Here is a 20,175-nt window from a genome sequence, read left to right as displayed (position 1 = left end):
AGGAAGACCGTATGGCACGCGCCCTCGTCATGATCCCTGCGGGAGAAGTGTACGATCACGACAATGTCCGCTGGTATCGTCACACCGACGTTCAGGGCAGCATCAATCATTATCACAATATCGGCGATGCCTTCGTGTTCGAGTCATCGTTGAAACTGATGAATTACGAGAAGGCTTCCGAACTTCCGATCACCAATTTCTCACCTGAGAAAATTGATCAGCTGCGTGAAGAGTATGATTATGTGATCCTGCGCGGTTCGAACTATATCAACAAGGATATGAACTGGCGCGACACGATCCCGGTCTTGCAACGGCTTAAACTGCCGGTCATAGCATTCGGTATCGGAGCACAAGCGCCGGTCAGAGGGGAAATACAGCTTTCCGAAGAGACCAAGGCGGTCCTGCGCATCATTGCAGATTCGACGACATCCATCGGTGTGCGCGGCGCTTACACGGCGCAGGTACTGAACGATATCGGCATCCGCAATGTGCGCATCGTCGGGTGTCCGACTGCGTTTCGCCGCAACAACCAGCATTTGCGTATCAAGTTGCCACCACTGGAAAACGTGACTCAAGTCGGCGTTACGGTTCGCCGCGAGGTTTCACCAGCCTATGCACAGGATATCGAGCAATATCTGACGCGTCACCGCGACCTTATCAAAACCATGGCCGGGCGCTTCGATGTGACCTTGATGGCTCAGGGCGAGATCGATGAGAAGAAGATGGTCTTCGGCACTGCGGAGCAGAAGGAGGAGGCCATTGCAGCGCTCAAGAACCATCGCTGGACAGCAGACTGGTATTTCGACGAGACAATAGAAAACCTCTATCGCCATCGCATGTTCTATTCGGATGTCGTTGCCGATTACGAGGAACTGGTGCGCAGGCAACAGCTCGTTCTCGGCTATCGCTTGCATGGTAATCTGATGGCGCTGGCCAACGGTGTGCCGTCCATCTATTTCACCTATGACAGCCGTACAGCCGAATTTGCCGAAACCTACAAGATACCGAGCTATGACGTCTTCAGCGACAAGCCTTTCCGGCTGGAAGACTATTGGGATCAGTCGTTGTTCGACAAGTATAACCGGGCATGGTTCGAGACCTATGCCGAGATGAAGCAGTTTCTCGATGAAAATGGTGTCGACAACAAGATGACCGAAACCGGACTTCCCATCGCGGAACTGAAGGTCGCGTAAGATTTAGTTCTTTGGCAGTTGAGCGGAGCTATTCCCCTTCTGCTCTTCTGCCAGAAGCGACCACGCAGCAATGAACATCGCGGCAATCAGCGGCCCAATCACAAAACCATTGATCCCGATCAGTGAAATGCCCCCAACCGTGGAGATCAGCACGACATAATCCGGCATGCGGGTGCCTTTTCCGACCAGAGGCGGGCGCAGGAGATTATCGACCAGTCCGATCACGAACACGCCCACGAAAACCAGAATGCCTCCGCTGATCCATTCTCCGCTTGCAAAGAACCAGGCCGCTGCCGGCACCCAGACCAGTGCTGCGCCGACCGCTGGCAGCATGGAAAGGAATGTCATCAACACGCCCCAGAGCAAAGCCGCCTCAACGCCCAAGGACCAGAAAGTCAAACCGCCGATCGTGCCCTGAATGATGGCAATGATGATATTGCCTTTCACCGTCGCGCGGATGACAGCGATGAACTTTTCCAGAAACTGCCGCGTGTAATCATCATTGAGCGGAATGGCCTGCCTGATCTTCCGTCCAAGGTCCGCACCGTCGCGAAACAGGAAGAACAGCAGATAGAGCATGATGCCGAAGCCGATGAAGAATTGCAGCGTGTTCTGGCCGAAGCTGACCAGTTTTCCGGCAAAAAGCTGACTACCCTGCATGATCGCAGACGATATGCGCGCCCGCCATTCCGCGAAATCACCCAGCTCGAACCGGGTCAGCCACTCCTCCAGCGAATCCGGCAAGGCGCCCAGAATGCGTGAGATATAGCTGTTCAGATCAAACTCACGGCTGCTCAGGCGTTGATAGAGAGAATTCCCCTCCTGTACCAGCGAACCGAAAATCGCGAGCATTGGAATGATGACCAGACAGATGCACATCAGTACTGAAAGCAGAGCGGCAATGTTTTTCCTGCCGCCGAGCAGACGTTCCAGGCGTTGTTGTACTGGCGAGAAAACCACGGCGAGAATGACTGCCCAGAGAACCGCCGAATAATAAGGCAACAGCAGCCATGCAAAGGCGATGGTGACCAGTGCCAGTAGAATATAGAAGCTCGCGCGCTGGACGGACATAATCACCTGCTGCAGATTTCCGGGTCAGGAAACCCTGCCCGGAAAACCATTCCAATTCAATAGAGAAGCGCAGGCCCGGCAGGTTATGCCGCTTTCAGAGGCACCCGCTTTTCATCGGGAAGTGAACGCGCGAGCGTGCTCAGAAGATCGCTTTGCGACACCAAACCGATGATGCGGCGCATTTCATCAACAACCACGACAGCATGCGCCAATCCATCGGTCAGGCTGGGCAGAAGGCTCATCACCGGATCGGCTTGCGCAGCGGTGGGCGCTTCCACGATATAGTTTCTGAAATCGTCACCCGGATGCATCAATTCGCGCAAACCGACTACGCCCTTCAGACGACCGTCGGCCGTGTGTACCGGCAAGGTCAGTAGATTATGCCGCAAGATCAGGTCGCGCGCCTGACTCGCCGTTGCATCTTCATCGATACTGACGACATCACGAGACATAATGTCGGCGCAGGTCAGGTCGCCGTGGGAACGAATGGACACTTCAAGCTCCACTTGCCGCAGCAGACGTCCAAGATCGTTGCGATCGATATCGAAGCTTTCATCCAGTGCAAGCAAGGCGCGGTCGATATCTTCCTCGCGGATACCCATCCGGACCGAAGGCGGCAAATCTTCGGTGCTGTGCTTGTTTACCGGAGCAGCCGCCGCCACGTGCGGATATTTCCGACGCGACAGTTTGTGAAAAAGGATACCAAGGCCGACGAGAAGGCAAGAGTTCAGCGCGACCGGCACAAGCGGAAACAGCAATCCCCACTTGGCAACCGCAGAACCACCCAGAACTGCAGTCAGCGCCGCTGCGCCGCCGGGCGGATGGAGGCTACGGGTAACCGACATTGCCGCGATGGCGAGCGCCACGCCAAGGCCGATCGCCAAAGCCGGATCATCAACAAACTGGGTGACGGCCAGTCCCACAAAGGCGGAAATCGTGTTGCCGCCGATGATCGACCACGGCTGCGCCAGCGGGCTGGTTGGAACTGCGAAAAGCAGAACCGCCGAAGCACCGATCGGCGCTACGATCAAAGGCAGATGCGGACCGCTTCCCAGCAGCATGCTCGATATGAATCCGGTCAGCGCGATACCAATCAAGGCACCGAGGCAAGCAATCGAACGTTCTCGCAGCGTTGCACCGGCAAGAACCGGCTTGAACAGTCGGAGCGCACGCGACTGGTGTTGTTCTGGATCTCTCTGGGTCATTCCGTCAATCAGGCCGATGATAGGGGACGCTTCAGCGAAAACCCGTTGAAGCTAAAGACTGTTCTCTTGGGGGTGAGACAATATCCTGCCCTTGCCGGATTCGAACAAGAAAGCAAATCCGTATCCGCTTGCCGGAATGGAAAAATTGTTCCCCGTTCATCAACTCATCGAGAACAATGGTCTCAATGTCATTTCAAGCCCCAGGATCATAAGGCCGATCAGAAACCATCGACGGAAGGTTTCTGATCGGATTTTGCGGCGACAAGCCTGCCCTAGGAACATGCCAACCAGTGAAGGAACAATGGCCAGAACAGACGCCAGCAGGAGATCACCGGAATATGCCTGCCTGCTCGAAAGCCCGACCGCAAGTGCAGCAGTCGAGACAGTAAAGGAAAGCCCAAGCGACTGCACAAGATCATCTTTTCTGAATCCTAGCGATTGCAGATAGGGCACAGCCGGTATGACGAATATCCCTGTAGCGCCCGCAATCAAGCCGGTCAGCAACCCGATGACAGGTGACAGCAGGCGTTCAAGCTTTTCCGACACCTGTAGCTGGCGGGCGAACAACGTGTAGGCTGCATAGATAACGAGCGAGAAGCCCAGCATCGATGTGGTGACTGCAATGTTCCCCCCGACCAGAACCGCAGTTCCCGCAATGGCCCCGACTGCAATGGCAAGCATCATGCTCCAGAGACGAAGCATAAGCTGACCGAAACTAGGCCCCGCCAGAAGCTGCCAAAGATTGGTGATGAAGGACGGAATAATCAGCAGGCTTGCAGCTGCGAGCGGAGATATGAGCGCGCCCAATATGCCCATGGCGACTGTGGGCAGCCCCATTCCTGTCAGGCCTTTGACAAAGCCGGCACCGAGGAACGTTACCGCAATCGTCAGGATCAAGGGTAATGAATAAATCATGTCCCTGCTATAGCGACTTGGCCATCGGACGGAATGCGGAAGTTCCTTATAGAGCCTTCGGCTTTCCCATAGGCAGAATTCGCGCTAACATCGCTTATGCGCTTTGATCTTACCGACCTTCGCCTCTTCCTCGCTGTCGCCGATACCGGCAGCATCACTCATGGTGCGGCTGAAGTCGGCCTGTCGCTTCCAGCGGCAAGCGAGCGCCTGCGTGACATGGAGGCCTCCGGGCAGGTTTCGCTTTTGGAGCGGGGACGACGCGGCGTTGCCCTTACCGAAGCAGGCGAAGCCCTTGTCCATCACGCAAGAGCGGTCATGCGGCAGATGGCCGACCTGCATAGCGAATTGGGCTCACATGCCAAAGCCATGCGCACAGCCATTCGCGTCGCGGCCAATACCGCTACCGTCACCGAATATCTTCCGGCAAAACTCGCCGCCTGGATGGCAAAAAATCCTCGCATCGATGTGGAGTTGAAAGAACGACAGAGCAGCGATATTGCTCGTGCCATTTTGCGCGGCTTTGTTGAGATCGGAATTTTATCGGATGCGGTGGAAACTGCGGGTTTGGAGCTGGTTCCTTTTGCAATAGATCAGCTGGTACTGATCACTGCCAGAAGTCATCCGCTGGCTGAACATAAGCGCGTGAGTTTCTCTGACATCCTGCAGGAACAGTTCATCGGTCTATCAGCTGGCGCACTGCAGGAGCACCTCGAAATTCAGGCAACCCGGCTAGGCGGCAGACTTAAAATCAGGACGAAACTCCGCACGTTTGAAGGGGTCGGTAATATGGTGGCTGCCAGCGTAGGTGTTGCGATCATTCCGCAGACCGCCGCCCGACGCCTTAGAAAGACACTCCCCATTGCAACGGTCGCTATCTCCGATGCTTGGGCAAGAAGAAATCTGGCAATAGCGGTGCAATCCTTAGAAGAACTAACCACACCGGCCAGGAGCCTCGTCGATCACCTCGTCTTGAATGCTGAGCTTCCCGCAATCAAAACTGCATAAGATTAGCCCCGATCAGAAAGAACCTTCAAGACGATACGCCAACGCACGGCGAAAACATGGCAAGCGAGCTACCCAGACTTTGGTAGTACAAGCGCTTTCATTGAAGGTCAGGCATTGGCAAGCCGCCGGGATACATCTACATTCTTTTTCAAGCGCACCGAATAGTTCTGCCGATTCAAGAGCAACAACGGTGCAGAAACATTTTATTGTAGTCATTGAATAGTATCGCATCTGATTGCCCGAAGCGCCCAAAGAGGCGCGGGGAACCAAATTCAGAATACCGGCACGCCCGCCGCAACATAGTCTGGGAGGACGCTATGATGAAAACTATCGCCGCTCTGGCGACAACATTTGCTATTTCCACCGCAGCTTTCACCGCACAGGCACAAAATTATCCGGAACGGACGATCACCATGGTCGTGCCTTTCTCAGCCGGTGGGCCTACCGACACTGTTACGCGACTTGTGGCAGAATCCATGTCCAAGGATCTCGGACAACAGGTTATCGTCGAGAATGTTGGCGGCGCAGGTGGAACACTTGGTGCCGGGCGTGTCGCAACCGCCGATCCGGATGGCTATACGCTTCTGCTTCACCATATCGGCATGGCCACAAGCGCCACGCTTTACCGCAAGCTCGCCTATGACACGCTGAATGCATTTGAATATGTCGGTCTTGTCACGGAAGTTCCGATGACGATTGTTGCACGCAAAGACCTTGAGCCAACCGATCTCAAGGGGCTGATCGAATATGCCAAGGCCAACAAGGATACGGCGACGGTCGCCAATGCCGGTATCGGCGCGGCATCGCATCTTTGCGGCATGTTGTTCATGAGCGCGATTGAAACGCCGCTCGTTACAGTTCCCTACAAGGGAACCGGCCCGGCCATGACCGATCTTCTCGGCGGACAGGTCGACATCATGTGTGACCAGACCACCAACACGACGAAGCAGATTCAGGCCGGCACGATCAAGGCTTATGCCGTTACCTCGCCTGAACGTCTGGACGTGCTGAAAGACCTTCCGACTACCAAGGAAGCCGGTCTGGACGGCATGGAAGTGGGCATCTGGCATGGCATCTATGCCCCCAAGGGAACCCCGGCGGAAGTCACCGAACGTCTGTCGAAGTCGCTTCAGGTGGCCTTGAAAGACCAGAATGTGGTTGCCCGTTTTGCCGAACTCGGCACAAAGCCGTCTCCGGAATCCGATGCGACACCGGCCGCGTTGAAGGCCAAGCTCGAATCCGAAATCGCGCGCTGGAAGCCGATTATCGAAGCTGCAGGACAATACGCGGACTGATCGTACAGGAAACAATCAAGGCATGTCATCTGACGCGCCTTGATTGTCGTTTTCCCTTCGGCTGCACATCAAACTGCAGTCGACGGGATACACGACCGACGTCATATGCCGATCTTCCGGCATAGCCCTTTCAACGGCAAATCCGAAAGACGATTGGCCATGAACGAGCCCTCAAGGAAATTCTCAATAGATCCGACCAACGGATTGTGCGGTGCACTGCTCGCACTGACAGGCGCCTTTTTTGCCTATCAGTCGCTTGGTCTGGACCTCGGCACATCGCTACGTATGGGACCGGGATATTTCCCACTTGTCCTTTCCGGTGTTCTGATCCTGCTTGGACTGGTCATCCTTATTCAGGCTACACGTGTCTCCGGCGAGCCTATCGGCCCGATCGCTTGGCGCGGCCTGTTCTTTATTCTGCCTGCGCCGATATTCTTCGGCCTGACCGTGCGCGGCCTCGGCTTCGTACCGTCGCTGTTTCTGACCTGTCTCATCGCCTCTTTCGCCTCGATGCGTATGAAACCACTTGCAGCAATCATTCTTGCCGCTGCAATCACGGTCTTTTCGGTCATTGTCTTCAGCTACGCGCTCGCGCTGCCATATCAGCGTTTCGGGCCCTGGTGGCCGTTCTAAAGGGGGCACGAGCATGGAGCTTTTCAACAATCTTGCGCTTGGCTTCTCAACAGCATCGACGCTTGCCAATCTCGGCTTTTGCCTTATCGGCGTATTGCTTGGCACGTTGATCGGCGTTTTGCCGGGCATCGGTGCCACCGCGACCATTGCCATGCTTCTTCCGATCACGTTCCAGATTGGCGATCCGGTTTCCGCACTGATCATGCTTGCTGGCATCTATTACGGTGCCCAATATGGCGGGTCGACAACCGCAATTCTCATCAACATGCCGGGAGAATCCTCGTCGGCGGTGACGGCCATCGACGGCTACCAGATGGCGCGCCGCGGGCGTGCCGGTGCAGCACTTGCAATCGCGGCAATCGGTTCATTCTTCGCCGGCACTGTCTCCACCTTTCTGGTGGCGATCTTCGCTCCGCCACTCACAGAAATCGCCCTGAAATTCGGCTCGGCTGAGTATTTCTCGCTGATGGTCGTCGGGCTGGTGTCGTCCGTGGCACTGGCGCACGGTTCGATCATCAAGGCTCTGGCGATGGTTGTACTGGGGCTGCTGCTCGGTCTTATCGGTACTGACATCTACACCGGCACACCGCGTTTCACGCTCGGCATTACAGAATATGCGGATGGCCTCAATTTCGTTGCCGTTGCTGTCGGCGTGTTCGGCATCGCTGAAATTCTGCGCAATCTCGAAAATGAACATGCGCGCGAAGTGCTGATGGCCAAAGTCACAGGACTGATGCCGACGCGCGACGATTTCAAGCGCATGACTGCGCCAATCCTGCGCGGAACGGTCATCGGTTCGGCGCTTGGTATCCTGCCCGGCGGTGGCGCCATTCTGGCGTCTTTTGCTTCCTACACGGTGGAAAAGCGTATTTCCGATACGCCGGAAGAGTTCGGAAAGGGCGCGATAGCAGGCGTTGCAGGACCGGAATCCGCCAACAATGCCGGTGCGCAGACATCCTTCATTCCGATGCTCACACTCGGCATTCCAGCCAATCCGGTCATGGCATTGATGATCGGCGCCATGATTATTCAGGGCATCGTGCCAGGCCCGAATGTTGCAACAGAACAACCCGCCTTGTTCTGGGGTGTGATTGCGTCGATGTGGATCGGCAATCTCATGCTCATCATCTTGAACCTGCCACTGATCGGCCTGTGGGTAAAGCTTCTGACAGTGCCCTATTATGTGCTTTTTCCGATTATCATGACTTTCTGTTCAATCGGCGTTTATAGCGTCAATTCGAATGTCTATGATCTCTACGCAGTCGCCTTCTTCGGCTTCATCGGCTATCTGCTGGCCAAACTGCGCTGCGAACCCGCCCCCCTGCTGCTTGGCTTCGTTCTCGGCCCGTTGCTGGAGGAACATCTGCGACGCGCCATGATCCTGTCACGCGGCGACCCGGCAACCTTTTTCACCCGCCCGATCAGCGCCATTCTGCTCGCCATAGCTGCGGCCGTTCTCGTGGTCGTGCTGCTTCCATCGGTACGCAAGAAGCGCGACGAGGTGTTCGTCGAGGAAGGTTAACCTAGGTTAAGCCAAAAGATGACGCTGGAGCATTGATATGCTATAGGAACCGGGGGCTTGGCCGGGGGCCTGTATTGTCGTTTGAATCGCCAGCACAGAGGGAGGTGTCATGGCGGACGAACAGCGTCGAAGCTTCCGGCAGCGACTGGCTGCCATCGTCATTGCGGGTATCGGCACGGCCGCCGCAAGCGTATTCTCCTATGCAGCAGCAATTTATGAAGCAGCCAATCCTGAGCCTATGCGGGAACTGAACCCCGGCGAGACGGTCGATACTGGACGCTGGCACGTGGCGATAACCGGTGCGCGCTTTAGCTCTGTTCCACCGACCGGTGTGAAACCTTACGAGCCCAAGAACTACCTCATGGTCGATGTCAATCTGGACAATCGCTCCGCGTCGTCAGCCTATGCATCGCGAAGGCTCCTCACCCTCGATCCGCCAAATCCGGCGCTGAAAGACCCAATCGTTTACATCATCAAGGACAAATGGATTGCGAGCCCGATCAATCCCGGCATGCCGGAAAAGCTGACCGTAGTATGGGAATGGCCGCAAGGTGAAACTCCGCCGCAGGAAGTGCGGCTCCTCATTGGCAGTGAAATCTACAAGAAGCGGGATAATCTCTATGGGGCCTCTACGTGGCTTGATCGGGACCCCATCGCGGTCATCCAATTGCCTGTTCATATGTCATCTGCCGAGAGCGAAGGATGATGGGCTGGCTCAAAAACACTCTCATGCTGTGCGTGGCCGCCGCCGCGCTATATGGCATGCAGCATTCCACCCCCTATTACAGCGATATCTTTTCCTCCGTAACCATTGAAGGACAGCAGGGAAAGCCAGCAGAAACCAGTCGTTTTGTCGTCGGCATCGTGAATGTTTATCGGGCCCGGCAACTGACGACACCCGGCATCGGAAGCACCCGCGCCTATAATACGGATGGCGAATGGCTGGTCATCGAGGCCGCAGCCAAAGCAAAGATCGAGAGCCTTGGCCTCGCGGCTGTCGAATGGCTTGGGCCGAACGGTATCCGCTACGCCATGAGCAAACGTCCGACTTATGCGCCCGGTATAGTCGGCTCAGAACGACTGGAGCCGGGGATTCCACGTCCTATACTGATGGTGTTTGAATTGCCGCGTGACCAGATCGCAGGTGGAAAGCTGCTCATTGCCGAATCTTCACTGACCCCTCTTTCAGAACAGGTGCAGATCAGCATGAACTCCACGGCGCAGGACAATGTCAGCCAGTCAATCGCGATCAAACGCATGGGGACCATCATGCCCTGGCAATTGGAGGTCAGCCAATGAGTGAAGCAGCCTCTTCAGGCGAGCGAAAATCGTTCTGGATATGCCTTGCTCTCCTGATTATCGCCCTGCCCCTTGCTGTTTTCGTGCGTTCCGACGGCGGTTTGTTGCGATGGATCGAGCAGAACCTGCAAGAGCCGATTGTCGTGCCGCGTGGCGATGTGCAGACTTATGCTGGTGCCAACTGGAAACTGGTCGCATTGGACAAGTTTCCAGGCACATTGCCAAAGACGAATATCGTGCTTGCAGAAATCGAAGTGACTATTCAGGACGGTGAACAGTTGAAACAGTTGATCCCCTGTTTCGTAACTGCGACGGACACTGAAGGCCGCAGCTGGTCGACGTTGTATGTATCCAATCAAGTAATCCAAAAACTGAAACCGGAAGCCGCCGACAAGCCGAAATGCTACGATCTTGCCAATGAAAATGGCAGCGCCCCGGTTCGTATCGTCGAGAGCTTTCTTGTTCCCGAAAACGTCGGAGAGCTTTCGCTATCGCTCTCTATGCTGGGGAAACAGCCTGAGCATCTGGTTCTGAAATAGCCCTGTTCTTCTGGCTCACCAACGCATATTCGAGGACTGCCGCCAGAAGTGCGATACGTATTGCGTCAAGCAGGATGCCGCCATCAAGCTCCGTCGGGCTACCGATCAGAATAGCCAGAACATTGGCGATGCGTTGCCAAATTTCGATATCGTATGGTCCAAGATAATGGGTCGTACCGTACCAGATCCATGCGCCGGTCCAGCTTATGGCACGGTAGAGAACGATAAACGACAGCAGGGTTCCAAGCCCTGCCCCGACAACCAGTTTCAGGCAGGTCCATACAGGCCGGTAGCGGCTGCGATAACCGCCCAGATAATGTGCAGTGAAGTCGCTCAACCACTTCCGGAAGGTCGTTCCGCGAGATGGGGCTGGCGGAACCGGTGCTTTCCTGGCGGACAGATCATAGCCGTAGATGATTGCGGCCATCACCAGCCAGACCATCGGCAGGAGCGCATAGAAGAACAGATTCTGCGCCTGTACCCAGAAGCTCGGTTGCTGGAACTCCACGGGCACAAAATTTTCGGCAGCGTAAGCGCTCATCGAAAACCATGCAGCACTGACATCGAAACTGTCGAGCAGGGACCCGGCCCCAATCCAGCGGATGAGATCATCCTTCCACTTGTCGAGCGCAAACAGACCTATGAATATCCAGCTTGCGTCGGCGGCGACAATCAACAGCCGCAACCAAGGTGAATGGACTTTCTCATTCGCCCGTTTGGCAATCCAGCGGATCAGCCAGCAGACGAAAATTGCCGCGATCAGGCTACCGGAACGCACAAGGTCGAATATGTGCATCTTCTCGCCAAAGGCTGTGCGCTCGAAAGCAAGCCGCGAATATTCGCGCACTGTGTCGCCAAGAAACCCCCATGCGGCGTAATAGGCGAAGAACGGCAGAATGACAGCTGCCGTCACCATCAGCATACGGTCGGCCTTGCGATTGCCGGGCGACGGTGCGGTTCCTGCCGTAGCGGTTTGGCGCAACGAAGCAAGCGCTGGCAATCCGGGGCGCAGCGTGGCGAACATCGTCACCACGACGAGCAGCTTCACAAGTACGACCAGCGAAAGCACGACCATTCCGGCGAGCGGAAAATATCCGCCCGCGCGTACCGCAGCATCGAGCAGCAAGTCGCGTGCAATATAGCCCAGCGTACCGATAAGCAGCAGCTGGGGCCAGAACCGTGCCAGAAGACGGGCTGTCAGAGCGAGCAGACCGCCGATATCCTTGAGCATCGTCATGGCCGCAGTTTAGCCAGCTGATTGGTGGGGCTCAATATATTTTATTTGTCTAGTATATAGACCCGCACTTATCCACGCCGCGTGCCGGAAGATACGATGTCGAGATAGACAGCCAGAACAAGAATGCTGCCCTTGATGATCTGCTGCCAGAACGTATCGACGCCGAGCATGGACATGCCGTTGTCGAGGCTCGACATGATGAGCGCGCCGACCAGTGCACCCAGCACGGAACCAACGCCGCCGCGCATGGAGGTGCCGCCGATGAAACAGGAGGCAATGGCGTCAAGTTCGCCGCCCATGCCTGCCGATGGCGTGCCTGCCGCGAGGCGTGAGGTCGTTGTCAGGCCAGCCACCGCCGCCATCAACCCCATCAGTGCGAAGACGGCCATTTTGACGAAATTGACGTTCACGCCGGAAAAGCGCGTCGCTTCTGTGTTGGAGCCGACCGCATAGATGTGGCGACCGAACACGGTCTGTTTTGCAATGACAGTGAAGACGCCAAGGATCACCAGCAGGATCAGCACCGGAACCGGCACACCTTGATAGCTGTTGAGGATCAGGATAAAACCGAGGATCAGGATACCAATACCGAGAAGCCTTGCGACTTCCATCCCGGATGAAAGTGTCTGGAGATTATGCTTGCGCTTGCTGGCCCGCGTGCGCAGCGTCATCAGGATCAGCACGCCGAACAGGGCAATAGCGCAGAGATTGCCAAGCCAGCCCGGCAGATAGCCCTGCCCGATATATTTGAACTCCGGCGAGATCGGCGCGATGGTGACGCCACCCATGATGCCGAGTACGATGCCGCGAAACACAAGCTGGCCGCCGAGCGTGACGATGAAGGACGGTATGCCGAGATAGGCAGTCAGCCAGCCGTTAAAGGCGCCAAGCGCCACGCCGAGAACCAGAACCGTGCTGATCGTCGCCCATAAGGGCCATCCGTAGATCACATCGAGAACAGCGGCGACACCGCCCAGAAGCCCTAATAGTGCGCCGACAGAAAGATCGATTTCGCCGGCAACGATGACGAAAACCATCGCCGATGCGAGCATTCCGGTAATGGCCATCTGGCGTAGAAGATTGGAGAAGTTGCGTGCCGTCAGGAACTGCGAACGTCCCATTTCAGGATCGTAGGTAAGGATCGCAAACAATGCCCAGATGAGCGCAACCACAATCAGCAGCGCGACAATCTTATAATCCGCCAGAAACTTCCGAAGGCTTTTGCCCGTCAATGTCATATCATGCACCGGTCAAATTTGAGCATTTCCAGCAAAGATGTGAAACGGTTTTGCATAAGGAAAATGCGTGAAAACAAAGAGTTATTCGAGGATCAGGCCGCATTGGTCATCAGTTTGCCGATTGCAGCGGCAAGCACCTTCTCTTGGGTAAGATTTTCATTGGGGAAATCGCCACGCAGCCTGCCCTCGCCGATCACGAGAACACGGTCGCTGATACCAAGAACTTCCGGCATTTCGGAAGAGACCATGAGCACCGCGACACCCTGTTTCGCGAGTGCGAAGATCAGTTTGTAGATTTCATATTTCGCACCAACATCGACGCCCCGCGTCGGCTCATCGAGAATGAGCACCTTGGGGTCTGGCAGCATCATCTTCGACAGCACCGCCTTCTGCTGGTTGCCACCGGACAGGGACGCAATTTCCAGCATCGGATCGGCAGTCTTCACCTTGAGGCGCAGAATTTCGCGCTGGATCGTGGCCAGTTCCGCTTCCTTGTCGAGCAATCCGCGCAAGGAAAAGCGATCCAGCACGGAGACCGTCATATTATAGCCCACAGGCATGATCGGCAGGATGCCATCCTTCTTTCGGTCCTCCGGCACCATGCAGATGCCCTGTCGAACCGCATCACGCGGTGTGCGGATCTTCAGCTCCTTGCCTTCCAGAAAGACTTGCCCGTCATGCGCTCCGGGCCAGACACCGAACAGGCTGGACACCAGTTCCGTGCGCCCCGCGCCCACCAGCCCGGCAATACCGAGAATTTCACCGCGTCGCAGCGCGAATGAAACATTGTCGACCACCTTGCGATCCGGATTGGTCACATCCCAGCAGTTGATATTGCGCGCCTCGAAAACAACCTCGCCAATATCGTGCGGCTCGCGCGGAAACAGGTTTTTCATCTCGCGCCCCACCATCATGGTGATGATGGCTGGCGTGGTGAGTTCCGCCATCGGCTTCGTCGCGATATGCGTTCCGTCGCGAATGACCGTCACCGTGTCGGAAATTTCGGCCACTTCATCCAGCTTGTGGGAGATGTAGACACAGGCCATGCCTTGCGCCTTGAAGTCCTTGATGAGATCGAGAAGGATGCGTGTTTCGGATGCCGTCAGCGCCGATGTCGGCTCATCCAGAATGAGCAGTTTCGCGTTCTTGTTGATCGCCTTTGCGATCTCGATCAGTTGCTGCTTGCCGCCTGGATAATGATAAACCGGAAGTGCGACATTGATGTCGTGGATCTTGAGACGCGCCAGAAGTTCCGTCGCGCGCGCATTCATCTGGTCATAATCGATGAAGCCCCCGCTCGTGGGCTCCGATCCCAGAAAGATGTTTTCCGCAACCGACAGATGCGGCACCATCATGAGTTCCTGATGGATGATGACGATACCCGCGGCTTCCGTATCGCGGATGCCCGTCGCCTTCAGTTCCTGGCCTTCCCAGAAAATTTCCCCGCTCCAGGTGCCATGGGGATAAACGCCGGAAAGCACTTTCATCAGCGTGGATTTGCCCGCGCCGTTCTCACCGCAAAGGCCGACACACTCCCCCGCGCGCACTTTCAGGTAAATACCGTCAAGCGCTTTCACGCCGTTGAAGTCCTTACTGATATTGCGCATCTCTAGAAGATATTCGGACATCGCATATGACCTTGCAGTAACGCAGCAGCATGAGCCGTCCGGTTTCAAACCACACCATCTTCTGGCGGGAATGTTCCGGACAACGCTGTCACAGACAGCATCGACAAGTCGGTGAGGCCAGAAGCTGGATCGTGATTTCCAGACTTCCGGCCCCACTATTCTCTCAAGGATAAGTCGCCGGAAAAGCTTACTTCCCTTCAATCTGCTCCTTGGTGTAGAAGCCGTCCTGAACGTAGATGTCGATATTGTCCTTGGTCACGGCAGTCGGCGTCAGCAGAAGCGTGTCGACCTGCTTGCCGCCATTGTCGAGCTTGGAATTGAACTCAGGCGTTTCACCCTTGACCATCTGGACGGTCAGCTTGGCAGCTTCCGAAGCAATGAGTTTCAGCGGCTTGTAGACCGTAACGGTCTGCGTACCGTCAATCAGACGCTTGACGGCGGCAAGGTCGCTATCCTGACCGGAAACAGCAGTCTTTCCAGCCAGTCCCTGCGCGGCAAGAGCCTGTATGGCGCCGCCGGCGGTGCCGTCATTTGAAGCGACAACCGCATCAATCTTGTTCTGTGCAGCCGTCAGAGCATTTTCCATGATGGAGAGCGCTTCCGTCGGGCTCCACTCCTTCACCCACTGCGAGCCAATGACCTTCACCTTGCCGGAATCGATAGCTTCTTTCAGAGCCTTTTCCTGGCCGGCACGGAGAAGCTTGGCGTTGTTATCCGTCGGCGAGCCGCCAAGGAGATAATAATTGCCTTCCGGCTTGGCCTTCAGGACGGCTTCGGCCTGCATGAAGCCGACGCGCTCATTGTCGAACGAGATATAGGCATCGATATCCGCATTGAGGATCAGACGATCATAGGACAGAACCTTGATGCCGGATGCCTTGGCGTCAGCCACGACCGCATCGAAAACCTTGGAATTCATGGGCACGATGACGATGGCGTCAACACCCTGCGCAATCAGGTTTTCAACCTGCTTGACCTGCTTTTCCTCATTGCCGTCAGCCGACTGTACATTGACCTTGGCGCCCAGCTTTTCTGCTGCTTCAATGAAATAGTCGCGGTCACGTGCCCAGCGCTCGACGCGAAGATCGTCGATGGAAAAGCCAATGACCGGGTTTTCCGGCGAAGCATAGACCGGCGTGGACGCCATGGCGCCAATGCCCAAAGCCGCGGCAACCAGCACGCCGGTCAGAAAATTACGACGTTTCATGCAAATCTCCTCCAAACAACACCGGCTTGCTACCGGCTGATACCAAACCGCGCCCCCGAACGTATTCCGCCCCCGGAGTTCGGCACGACAAAACAGCCCTCTTCAGAGTTGCTTATTCCTTGAATGGCTGATCCTCCCATAGGCGCGTTGCGCCAAGATCACTCCATCGGGACAGTGTGCAAAAGACACACTGCCCTATCCTCGGGAACCATTGATACGTGAAGAAAAATGAATAGCAAGCATTTTTTGATTTACGTACCTCATTTTTGATCTTATGGTCCGCATCGAGGAGCGAGGATGAAACCTACAGTCCATGATATAGCCAGAACAGCGGGCGTCAGCCTTGCCACGGTCGACCGTGTGCTGAACGAACGTCCGGGTGTGAGAGCGAAGACGCGCGACCGGGTTATGGAAGCGATGAACACGCTCGGTTATGTGCGCGATGTGGGCGCTGCCAACCTCGCACGCGGACGGCTTTATCAGTTCGATTTTATTTTGCCGGACAATGAAAATACCTTCATGCTGAGCCTGCGCGCGGAACTGCAATCCGCGACAGAACGGGCTTTGGCTGAGCGTGTGCTGGTCAATGTCGTACTCGTTCCGGCCTTCGATGAAGCAGCACTTGTCGCAGCACTGGACGAGTGTGCCTCACGCAAGCCCGATGGCGTTGCATTCGTGGCAGTCGACACCGATCCCGTGCGCGAAGCCTGCGCCCGATTGGGTGAGCAAGGTATTCACGCCGTCACGCTCGTATCCGACCTTGGGCATTCCACACGAACGCATTATGTCGGCGTCGATAACGGCGCAGCCGGACGCACGGCAGCGCGGCTTCTGGGGCTCTTTGCCAACGGAACGGAGGGGGCTCTTGCGGTGGTCGCCGGCTCGTTGAAAGTCCGCGATCATCAGGAACGTTTCGACGGTTTTACGGCAGCCATGAAAGCAGACTTTCCGGGCCGTGAGATATTGCCCGTTCTGGAAGGCTTCGATGAAGGATCGCGTGTGGAACAACTTGTCGGCAAGCTGCTTGACGAGCGCAGCGACATTGCCGGGATCTATAGCCTCGGCGCTGGCAACAGCGGTCTTGTGAAGGCGTTGGCTGAGCATACCTCCAATCGACCGCTCGTCATCGCGCATGAACGCGACAGCGTGACCTCACAAGCGCTGACAGATGGCATTATCCATGCGGTGCTGGCGCAGGATGCGGGCCATGAAATCCGCAGCGCCATCCGGGTTCTCAAAGCATCTGCGGATCGTCTGGCGATCGTTCCGGGACAGGAACACATCCGCATCGAAATTTTCCTTAAAGACAACCTGCCGCATTTCGACTGACGCGCGGGCCACAACGCCTTTCCAACAGGAGCAAATATGTATCTCGGGCTCGATCTAGGAACATCCGGTGTCAAGGCGCTGTTGATCGACCACGCGCAGACGGTGATCGGTTCGGCCCATGGCGAACTGGACGTGTCCCGCCCCCATCCGGGCTGGAGCGAACAGGACCCGGTACAGTGGATCAAGGCCTGCCGCACTGCAATTGATGGCCTGCGCGCGGCCCATCCGAAAGAGGTTTCGGCGATTGCCGGTATCGGCCTTTCCGGTCAGATGCATGGTGCCACCCTGCTGGACGAACAGGACCAGGTATTGCGTCCCTGCATCCTCTGGAACGATACGCGCAGCTATCGCGAAGCGGCCAAACTCGATGCCGATCCGGCGTTTCGCGCCATCACCGGCAATATTGTCTTTCCCGGTTTTACCGCACCGAAGCTGGTTTGGGTTGCCAATAACGAACCGGATATTTTTACGCGCATCCGCAAGGTGCTGCTACCGAAGGACTACCTGCGCCTCTGGCTGACCGGGGAATATGTCTCCGACATGTCGGATTCAGCAGGCACGAGCTGGCTCGATACCGGGGCACGCCATTGGTCGCGCGAGCTTCTGGACAAGACCAACCTCGATGAGAGCCAGATGCCGCGCCTTGCCGAAGGCACGGACGCAACCGGACGGCTGCGGGCCGAAATTGCCGCCGAATGGGGTATCGCCGGTCAACCGGTCGTGGCGGGCGGCGCTGGCGACAATGCGGCCTCGGCCTGCGGCATGGGTACGGTCAAGCCCGGCCATGCCTTCGTTTCGCTCGGCACATCAGGCGTACTCTTTGCCGCAAATGGTGCCTATCAGCCGAAGCCTGAAAGTGCGGTTCATGCCTTCTGTCATGCCTTGCCCGACACATGGCACCAGATGGGTGTCATCCTGTCCGCGGCAAGCGCGCTCGACTGGTATGCACGGCTTGTCGGCAAAACGGCACATGAACTCGATAAGGAACTCGGCGACACGCTGAATGCGCCGGGCAGCGCGACATTCCTGCCCTATCTCTCGGGCGAACGCACCCCGTATAACGATGCGAAGATACGCGGCGTATTTTCAGGCCTTGAGCATGAATCCGATCAGCGCGCATTAACGCAAGCCGTTCTGGAAGGCGTCGCCTTCGCTATCCGTGACAATCTCGCCGCGCTGCAATCGGCTGGCACCGATATCAAGTCGCTGACCGCCGTCGGTGGTGGCTCGCGCTCCACCTATTGGCTGAAGGCAATCGCGACCGCGTTGAATGTACCGATTGCCTTGCCGGAAGAAGGCGACTTCGGTGGCGCTTTTGGTGCCGCACGACTGGGCCTCATTGCGGCAACCGGCGTCGATCCATTTGCCGTCTGCACGCCACCGCGTACGGAGCGCACGATAGAGCCGGAAGCCGCCCTGCTCCCTGCCTATGAGGAAGCCTATCAGCGCTATCACGCCCTTTATCCGGCACTTCACGCCCTCGCCGGTTAGTGACGCTGCCGCAAACAATCAGACATGACGACATTCGAACGGGAGGACACAATGAGCACCGGATTTTTCGGCGACATTCAAAAGGTTAAATATGAGGGGCCGGACAGTGATAGCCCGCTGGCATTTCGCCACTATAATCCGGATGAAATCGTGCTGGGCAAGCGCATGGAAGACCATCTGCGCTTTGCGGTCGCCTACTGGCACAGCTTTGCCTGGGAGGGTGGCGACCCGTTCGGCGGACGCACCTTCGACCGTCCCTGGTATTCCAACGAGCTGGATGCGGCAAAGCTCAAGGCTGACGTGGCCTTCGAGTTTTTCTCCCTGCTTGGCGCGCCCTATTATTGCTTCCACGATGCAGATGTGCGGCCCGAAGGGCGCAACTTTGCGGAAAACACGCGATATCTCAATGAAATTGTCGATATCTTCGAGAAGAAGCAGGCCGAAACCGGCGTAAAGCTTCTCTGGGGCACAGCCAATCTCTTTTCCAACCGCCGCTATATGGGCGGGGCCGCAACCAATCCAGATCCCGATGTGTTCGCCTTTGCCGCAGCGACCGTAAAAAGCTGCATCGACGCGACGAAACGGCTCGGTGGTGAGAACTACGTGCTCTGGGGTGGTCGCGAAGGCTATGAAACGCTGCTCAACACCGATCTTGGACGCGAACTCGACCAGATGGGACGGTTCCTCAATCTGGTAGTCGAATACAAGCATAAGATCGGTTTCAAGGGCACGATCCTGATCGAACCGAAGCCGCAGGAGCCGACCAAGCATCAATATGATTACGACGTCGCGACGGTTTATGGCTTCCTGAAGCGTTACGGCCTCGAAAACGAAGTGAAGGTCAATATCGAGCAGGGCCACGCCATTCTCGCCGGTCACTCGTTCGAACATGAACTGGCGCTTGCCCGTGCACTTGGCATTTTCGGTTCCATCGACATGAACCGCAATGACTATCAGTCAGGCTGGGATACGGACCAGTTCCCGAACAATGTGCCGGAAATGGCGCTCGCCTATTATCAGGTCCTGCTTGCAGGCGGCTTCACCACCGGCGGCACGAATTTCGACGCCAAGCTGCGCCGTCAGTCGCTCGATCCGCAAGACCTGCTGATCGGCCATATCGGTGGCATGGACTGCTGTGCACGCGGGCTGAAAGCAGCCGCCGCAATGCTTGAAGACGGCGCCTTGTCCAAGCCGCTCGATGAGCGTTATGCAGGCTGGAACGGCGATTTCGGCAAGAAGCTTTTGACTGGCCTCTCGCTGGACCAGATCACGGCTGAAGTCGAAACGAAGGACATCAATCCGCAGCCGAAATCCGGCCGCCAGGAGTATCTCGAAAACGTCGTCAATCGCTACGTTTGAAGCCAATAA

At 56.4% G+C, this 20,175-nt stretch carries 18 protein-coding genes; 11 read left to right on the top strand and 7 right to left on the bottom strand.

What is annotated here, in order from left to right; all coding sequences use genetic code 11:
* Nucleotides 1–11: 11 nt before the first annotated feature.
* Complete coding sequence (locus CES86_RS11145) at nucleotides 12–1,193, top strand: polysaccharide pyruvyl transferase family protein (RefSeq protein WP_010658626.1); 1,182 nt, start codon at nucleotides 12–14, stop codon at nucleotides 1,191–1,193.
* Nucleotides 1,194–1,196: 3 nt separating this feature from the next.
* On the opposite strand, the gene CES86_RS11140 is transcribed toward CES86_RS11145, so the two are convergent.
* From CES86_RS11140 to CES86_RS11130, 3 genes are all read right to left on the bottom strand, one after another.
* The gene (locus tag CES86_RS11140; protein WP_029927638.1) at nucleotides 1,197–2,264 is read right to left on the bottom strand and encodes an AI-2E family transporter; all 1,068 of its coding nucleotides are present in this window, start codon (nucleotides 2,262–2,264) and stop codon (nucleotides 1,197–1,199) included.
* Nucleotides 2,265–2,347: 83 nt separating this feature from the next.
* Nucleotides 2,348–3,469, bottom strand: coding sequence for an HPP family protein (locus tag CES86_RS11135; RefSeq protein WP_012092850.1), 1,122 nt, complete (start codon nucleotides 3,467–3,469; stop codon nucleotides 2,348–2,350).
* Nucleotides 3,470–3,628: 159 nt separating this feature from the next.
* A complete protein-coding gene (locus CES86_RS11130; protein WP_029927641.1) occupies nucleotides 3,629–4,384 on the bottom strand; it encodes a sulfite exporter TauE/SafE family protein in 756 nt (251 codons plus the stop codon).
* Nucleotides 4,385–4,480: 96 nt separating this feature from the next.
* Here CES86_RS11130 and CES86_RS11125 point away from each other — a divergent pair, with 96 nt between their 5' ends.
* The 7 genes from CES86_RS11125 to CES86_RS11095 all read left to right on the top strand — a co-directional run bounded on the left by CES86_RS11125 (nucleotide 4,481) and on the right by CES86_RS11095 (nucleotide 10,677).
* Entirely contained in the window at nucleotides 4,481–5,389 is a 909-nt protein-coding gene (locus CES86_RS11125; protein ID WP_029927643.1) for a LysR family transcriptional regulator, read from the top strand.
* Nucleotides 5,390–5,706: 317 nt separating this feature from the next.
* Nucleotides 5,707–6,684, top strand: a complete 978-nt coding sequence (locus CES86_RS11120; RefSeq protein WP_036596091.1) for a tripartite tricarboxylate transporter substrate-binding protein — start codon at nucleotides 5,707–5,709, stop codon at nucleotides 6,682–6,684.
* A 159-nt stretch (nucleotides 6,685–6,843) separates the two neighbouring features.
* A complete protein-coding gene (locus tag CES86_RS11115; RefSeq protein ID WP_010658620.1) occupies nucleotides 6,844–7,317 on the top strand; it encodes a tripartite tricarboxylate transporter TctB family protein in 474 nt (157 codons plus the stop codon).
* A 13-nt stretch (nucleotides 7,318–7,330) separates the two neighbouring features.
* On the top strand, nucleotides 7,331–8,839 hold the full coding sequence (locus tag CES86_RS11110) for a tripartite tricarboxylate transporter permease (RefSeq protein ID WP_010658619.1): 1,509 nt from the start codon (nucleotides 7,331–7,333) through the stop codon (nucleotides 8,837–8,839).
* Between the two features lie 109 nt (nucleotides 8,840–8,948).
* Nucleotides 8,949–9,545, top strand: coding sequence for a hypothetical protein (locus CES86_RS11105; RefSeq protein WP_029927647.1), 597 nt, complete (start codon nucleotides 8,949–8,951; stop codon nucleotides 9,543–9,545).
* Nucleotides 9,545–10,138 carry a hypothetical protein gene (locus tag CES86_RS11100; RefSeq protein WP_010658617.1) on the top strand — a complete coding sequence of 198 codons (594 nt, stop codon included), beginning with the start codon at nucleotides 9,545–9,547 and terminating at the stop codon, nucleotides 10,136–10,138. Before CES86_RS11105 ends, CES86_RS11100 begins: the two co-directional genes overlap by 1 nt.
* Nucleotides 10,135–10,677: a hypothetical protein gene (locus CES86_RS11095; RefSeq protein ID WP_010658616.1), complete on the top strand. Its 543-nt coding sequence runs from the start codon at nucleotides 10,135–10,137 to the stop codon at nucleotides 10,675–10,677. The genes CES86_RS11100 and CES86_RS11095 overlap by 4 nt, the downstream gene beginning before the upstream one ends.
* Here the strand turns inward: CES86_RS11095 and CES86_RS11090 are convergent.
* The 4 genes from CES86_RS11090 to xylF all read right to left on the bottom strand — a co-directional run bounded on the left by CES86_RS11090 (nucleotide 10,637) and on the right by xylF (nucleotide 15,987).
* Nucleotides 10,637–11,914, bottom strand: coding sequence for a hypothetical protein (locus tag CES86_RS11090; RefSeq protein ID WP_029927649.1), 1,278 nt, complete (start codon nucleotides 11,912–11,914; stop codon nucleotides 10,637–10,639). The genes CES86_RS11095 and CES86_RS11090 overlap by 41 nt on opposite strands.
* A 68-nt stretch (nucleotides 11,915–11,982) precedes the next feature.
* Nucleotides 11,983–13,152 (bottom strand): sugar ABC transporter permease, encoded by a 1,170-nt coding sequence (locus CES86_RS11085; protein WP_012092841.1) that lies wholly within the window; start codon nucleotides 13,150–13,152, stop codon nucleotides 11,983–11,985.
* A gap of 92 nt (nucleotides 13,153–13,244) precedes the next feature.
* Nucleotides 13,245–14,780: a xylose ABC transporter ATP-binding protein gene (locus tag CES86_RS11080; RefSeq protein WP_029927651.1), complete on the bottom strand. Its 1,536-nt coding sequence runs from the start codon at nucleotides 14,778–14,780 to the stop codon at nucleotides 13,245–13,247.
* 187 nt (nucleotides 14,781–14,967) lie between these two features.
* Nucleotides 14,968–15,987 (bottom strand): D-xylose ABC transporter substrate-binding protein, encoded by a 1,020-nt coding sequence (gene xylF, locus CES86_RS11075; protein WP_029927652.1) that lies wholly within the window; start codon nucleotides 15,985–15,987, stop codon nucleotides 14,968–14,970.
* Between the two features lie 297 nt (nucleotides 15,988–16,284).
* Here xylF and CES86_RS11070 point away from each other — a divergent pair, with 297 nt between their 5' ends.
* From CES86_RS11070 to xylA, 3 genes are read left to right on the top strand one after another with little or no spacing between them, the layout of a single operon-like run.
* Complete coding sequence (locus tag CES86_RS11070) at nucleotides 16,285–17,316, top strand: LacI family DNA-binding transcriptional regulator (RefSeq protein ID WP_029927655.1); 1,032 nt, start codon at nucleotides 16,285–16,287, stop codon at nucleotides 17,314–17,316.
* A 36-nt stretch (nucleotides 17,317–17,352) separates the two neighbouring features.
* Nucleotides 17,353–18,807, top strand: coding sequence for a xylulokinase (xylB, locus tag CES86_RS11065; RefSeq protein ID WP_094514388.1), 1,455 nt, complete (start codon nucleotides 17,353–17,355; stop codon nucleotides 18,805–18,807).
* 51 nt (nucleotides 18,808–18,858) lie between these two features.
* The gene (gene xylA / locus CES86_RS11060; RefSeq protein WP_029927659.1) at nucleotides 18,859–20,166 is read left to right on the top strand and encodes a xylose isomerase; all 1,308 of its coding nucleotides are present in this window, start codon (nucleotides 18,859–18,861) and stop codon (nucleotides 20,164–20,166) included.
* The last annotated feature ends 9 nt before the right edge of the window (nucleotides 20,167–20,175 follow it).

The organism is Brucella lupini (genome assembly GCF_002252535.1).
GTDB classification, from domain to species: Bacteria; Pseudomonadota; Alphaproteobacteria; order Rhizobiales; family Rhizobiaceae; genus Brucella; species Brucella anthropi.
Note: the sequence above shows the minus strand (reverse complement) of the source record. Positions and strands in the feature narration are given on the sequence as shown.

Excerpts from the sequence above, each read along its gene's own strand:
- CES86_RS11145 (WP_010658626.1), top strand. The coding sequence starts at position 12 with ATGGCACGCGCCCTCGTCATGATCCCTGCGGGAGAAGTGTACGATCAC.
- CES86_RS11140 (WP_029927638.1), bottom strand. The coding sequence starts at position 2,264 with ATGTCCGTCCAGCGCGCGAGCTTCTATATTCTACTGGCACTGGTCACC.
- CES86_RS11135 (WP_012092850.1), bottom strand. The coding sequence starts at position 3,469 with ATGACCCAGAGAGATCCAGAACAACACCAGTCGCGTGCGCTCCGACTG.
- CES86_RS11130 (WP_029927641.1), bottom strand. The coding sequence starts at position 4,384 with ATGATTTATTCATTACCCTTGATCCTGACGATTGCGGTAACGTTCCTC.
- CES86_RS11125 (WP_029927643.1), top strand. The coding sequence starts at position 4,481 with ATGCGCTTTGATCTTACCGACCTTCGCCTCTTCCTCGCTGTCGCCGAT.
- CES86_RS11120 (WP_036596091.1), top strand. The coding sequence starts at position 5,707 with ATGATGAAAACTATCGCCGCTCTGGCGACAACATTTGCTATTTCCACC.
- CES86_RS11115 (WP_010658620.1), top strand. The coding sequence starts at position 6,844 with ATGAACGAGCCCTCAAGGAAATTCTCAATAGATCCGACCAACGGATTG.
- CES86_RS11110 (WP_010658619.1), top strand. The coding sequence starts at position 7,331 with ATGGAGCTTTTCAACAATCTTGCGCTTGGCTTCTCAACAGCATCGACG.
- CES86_RS11105 (WP_029927647.1), top strand. The coding sequence starts at position 8,949 with ATGGCGGACGAACAGCGTCGAAGCTTCCGGCAGCGACTGGCTGCCATC.
- CES86_RS11100 (WP_010658617.1), top strand. The coding sequence starts at position 9,545 with ATGGGCTGGCTCAAAAACACTCTCATGCTGTGCGTGGCCGCCGCCGCG.
- CES86_RS11095 (WP_010658616.1), top strand. The coding sequence starts at position 10,135 with ATGAGTGAAGCAGCCTCTTCAGGCGAGCGAAAATCGTTCTGGATATGC.
- CES86_RS11090 (WP_029927649.1), bottom strand. The coding sequence starts at position 11,914 with ATGACGATGCTCAAGGATATCGGCGGTCTGCTCGCTCTGACAGCCCGT.
- CES86_RS11085 (WP_012092841.1), bottom strand. The coding sequence starts at position 13,152 with ATGACATTGACGGGCAAAAGCCTTCGGAAGTTTCTGGCGGATTATAAG.
- CES86_RS11080 (WP_029927651.1), bottom strand. The coding sequence starts at position 14,780 with ATGTCCGAATATCTTCTAGAGATGCGCAATATCAGTAAGGACTTCAAC.
- xylF (WP_029927652.1), bottom strand. The coding sequence starts at position 15,987 with ATGAAACGTCGTAATTTTCTGACCGGCGTGCTGGTTGCCGCGGCTTTG.
- CES86_RS11070 (WP_029927655.1), top strand. The coding sequence starts at position 16,285 with ATGAAACCTACAGTCCATGATATAGCCAGAACAGCGGGCGTCAGCCTT.
- xylB (WP_094514388.1), top strand. The coding sequence starts at position 17,353 with ATGTATCTCGGGCTCGATCTAGGAACATCCGGTGTCAAGGCGCTGTTG.
- xylA (WP_029927659.1), top strand. The coding sequence starts at position 18,859 with ATGAGCACCGGATTTTTCGGCGACATTCAAAAGGTTAAATATGAGGGG.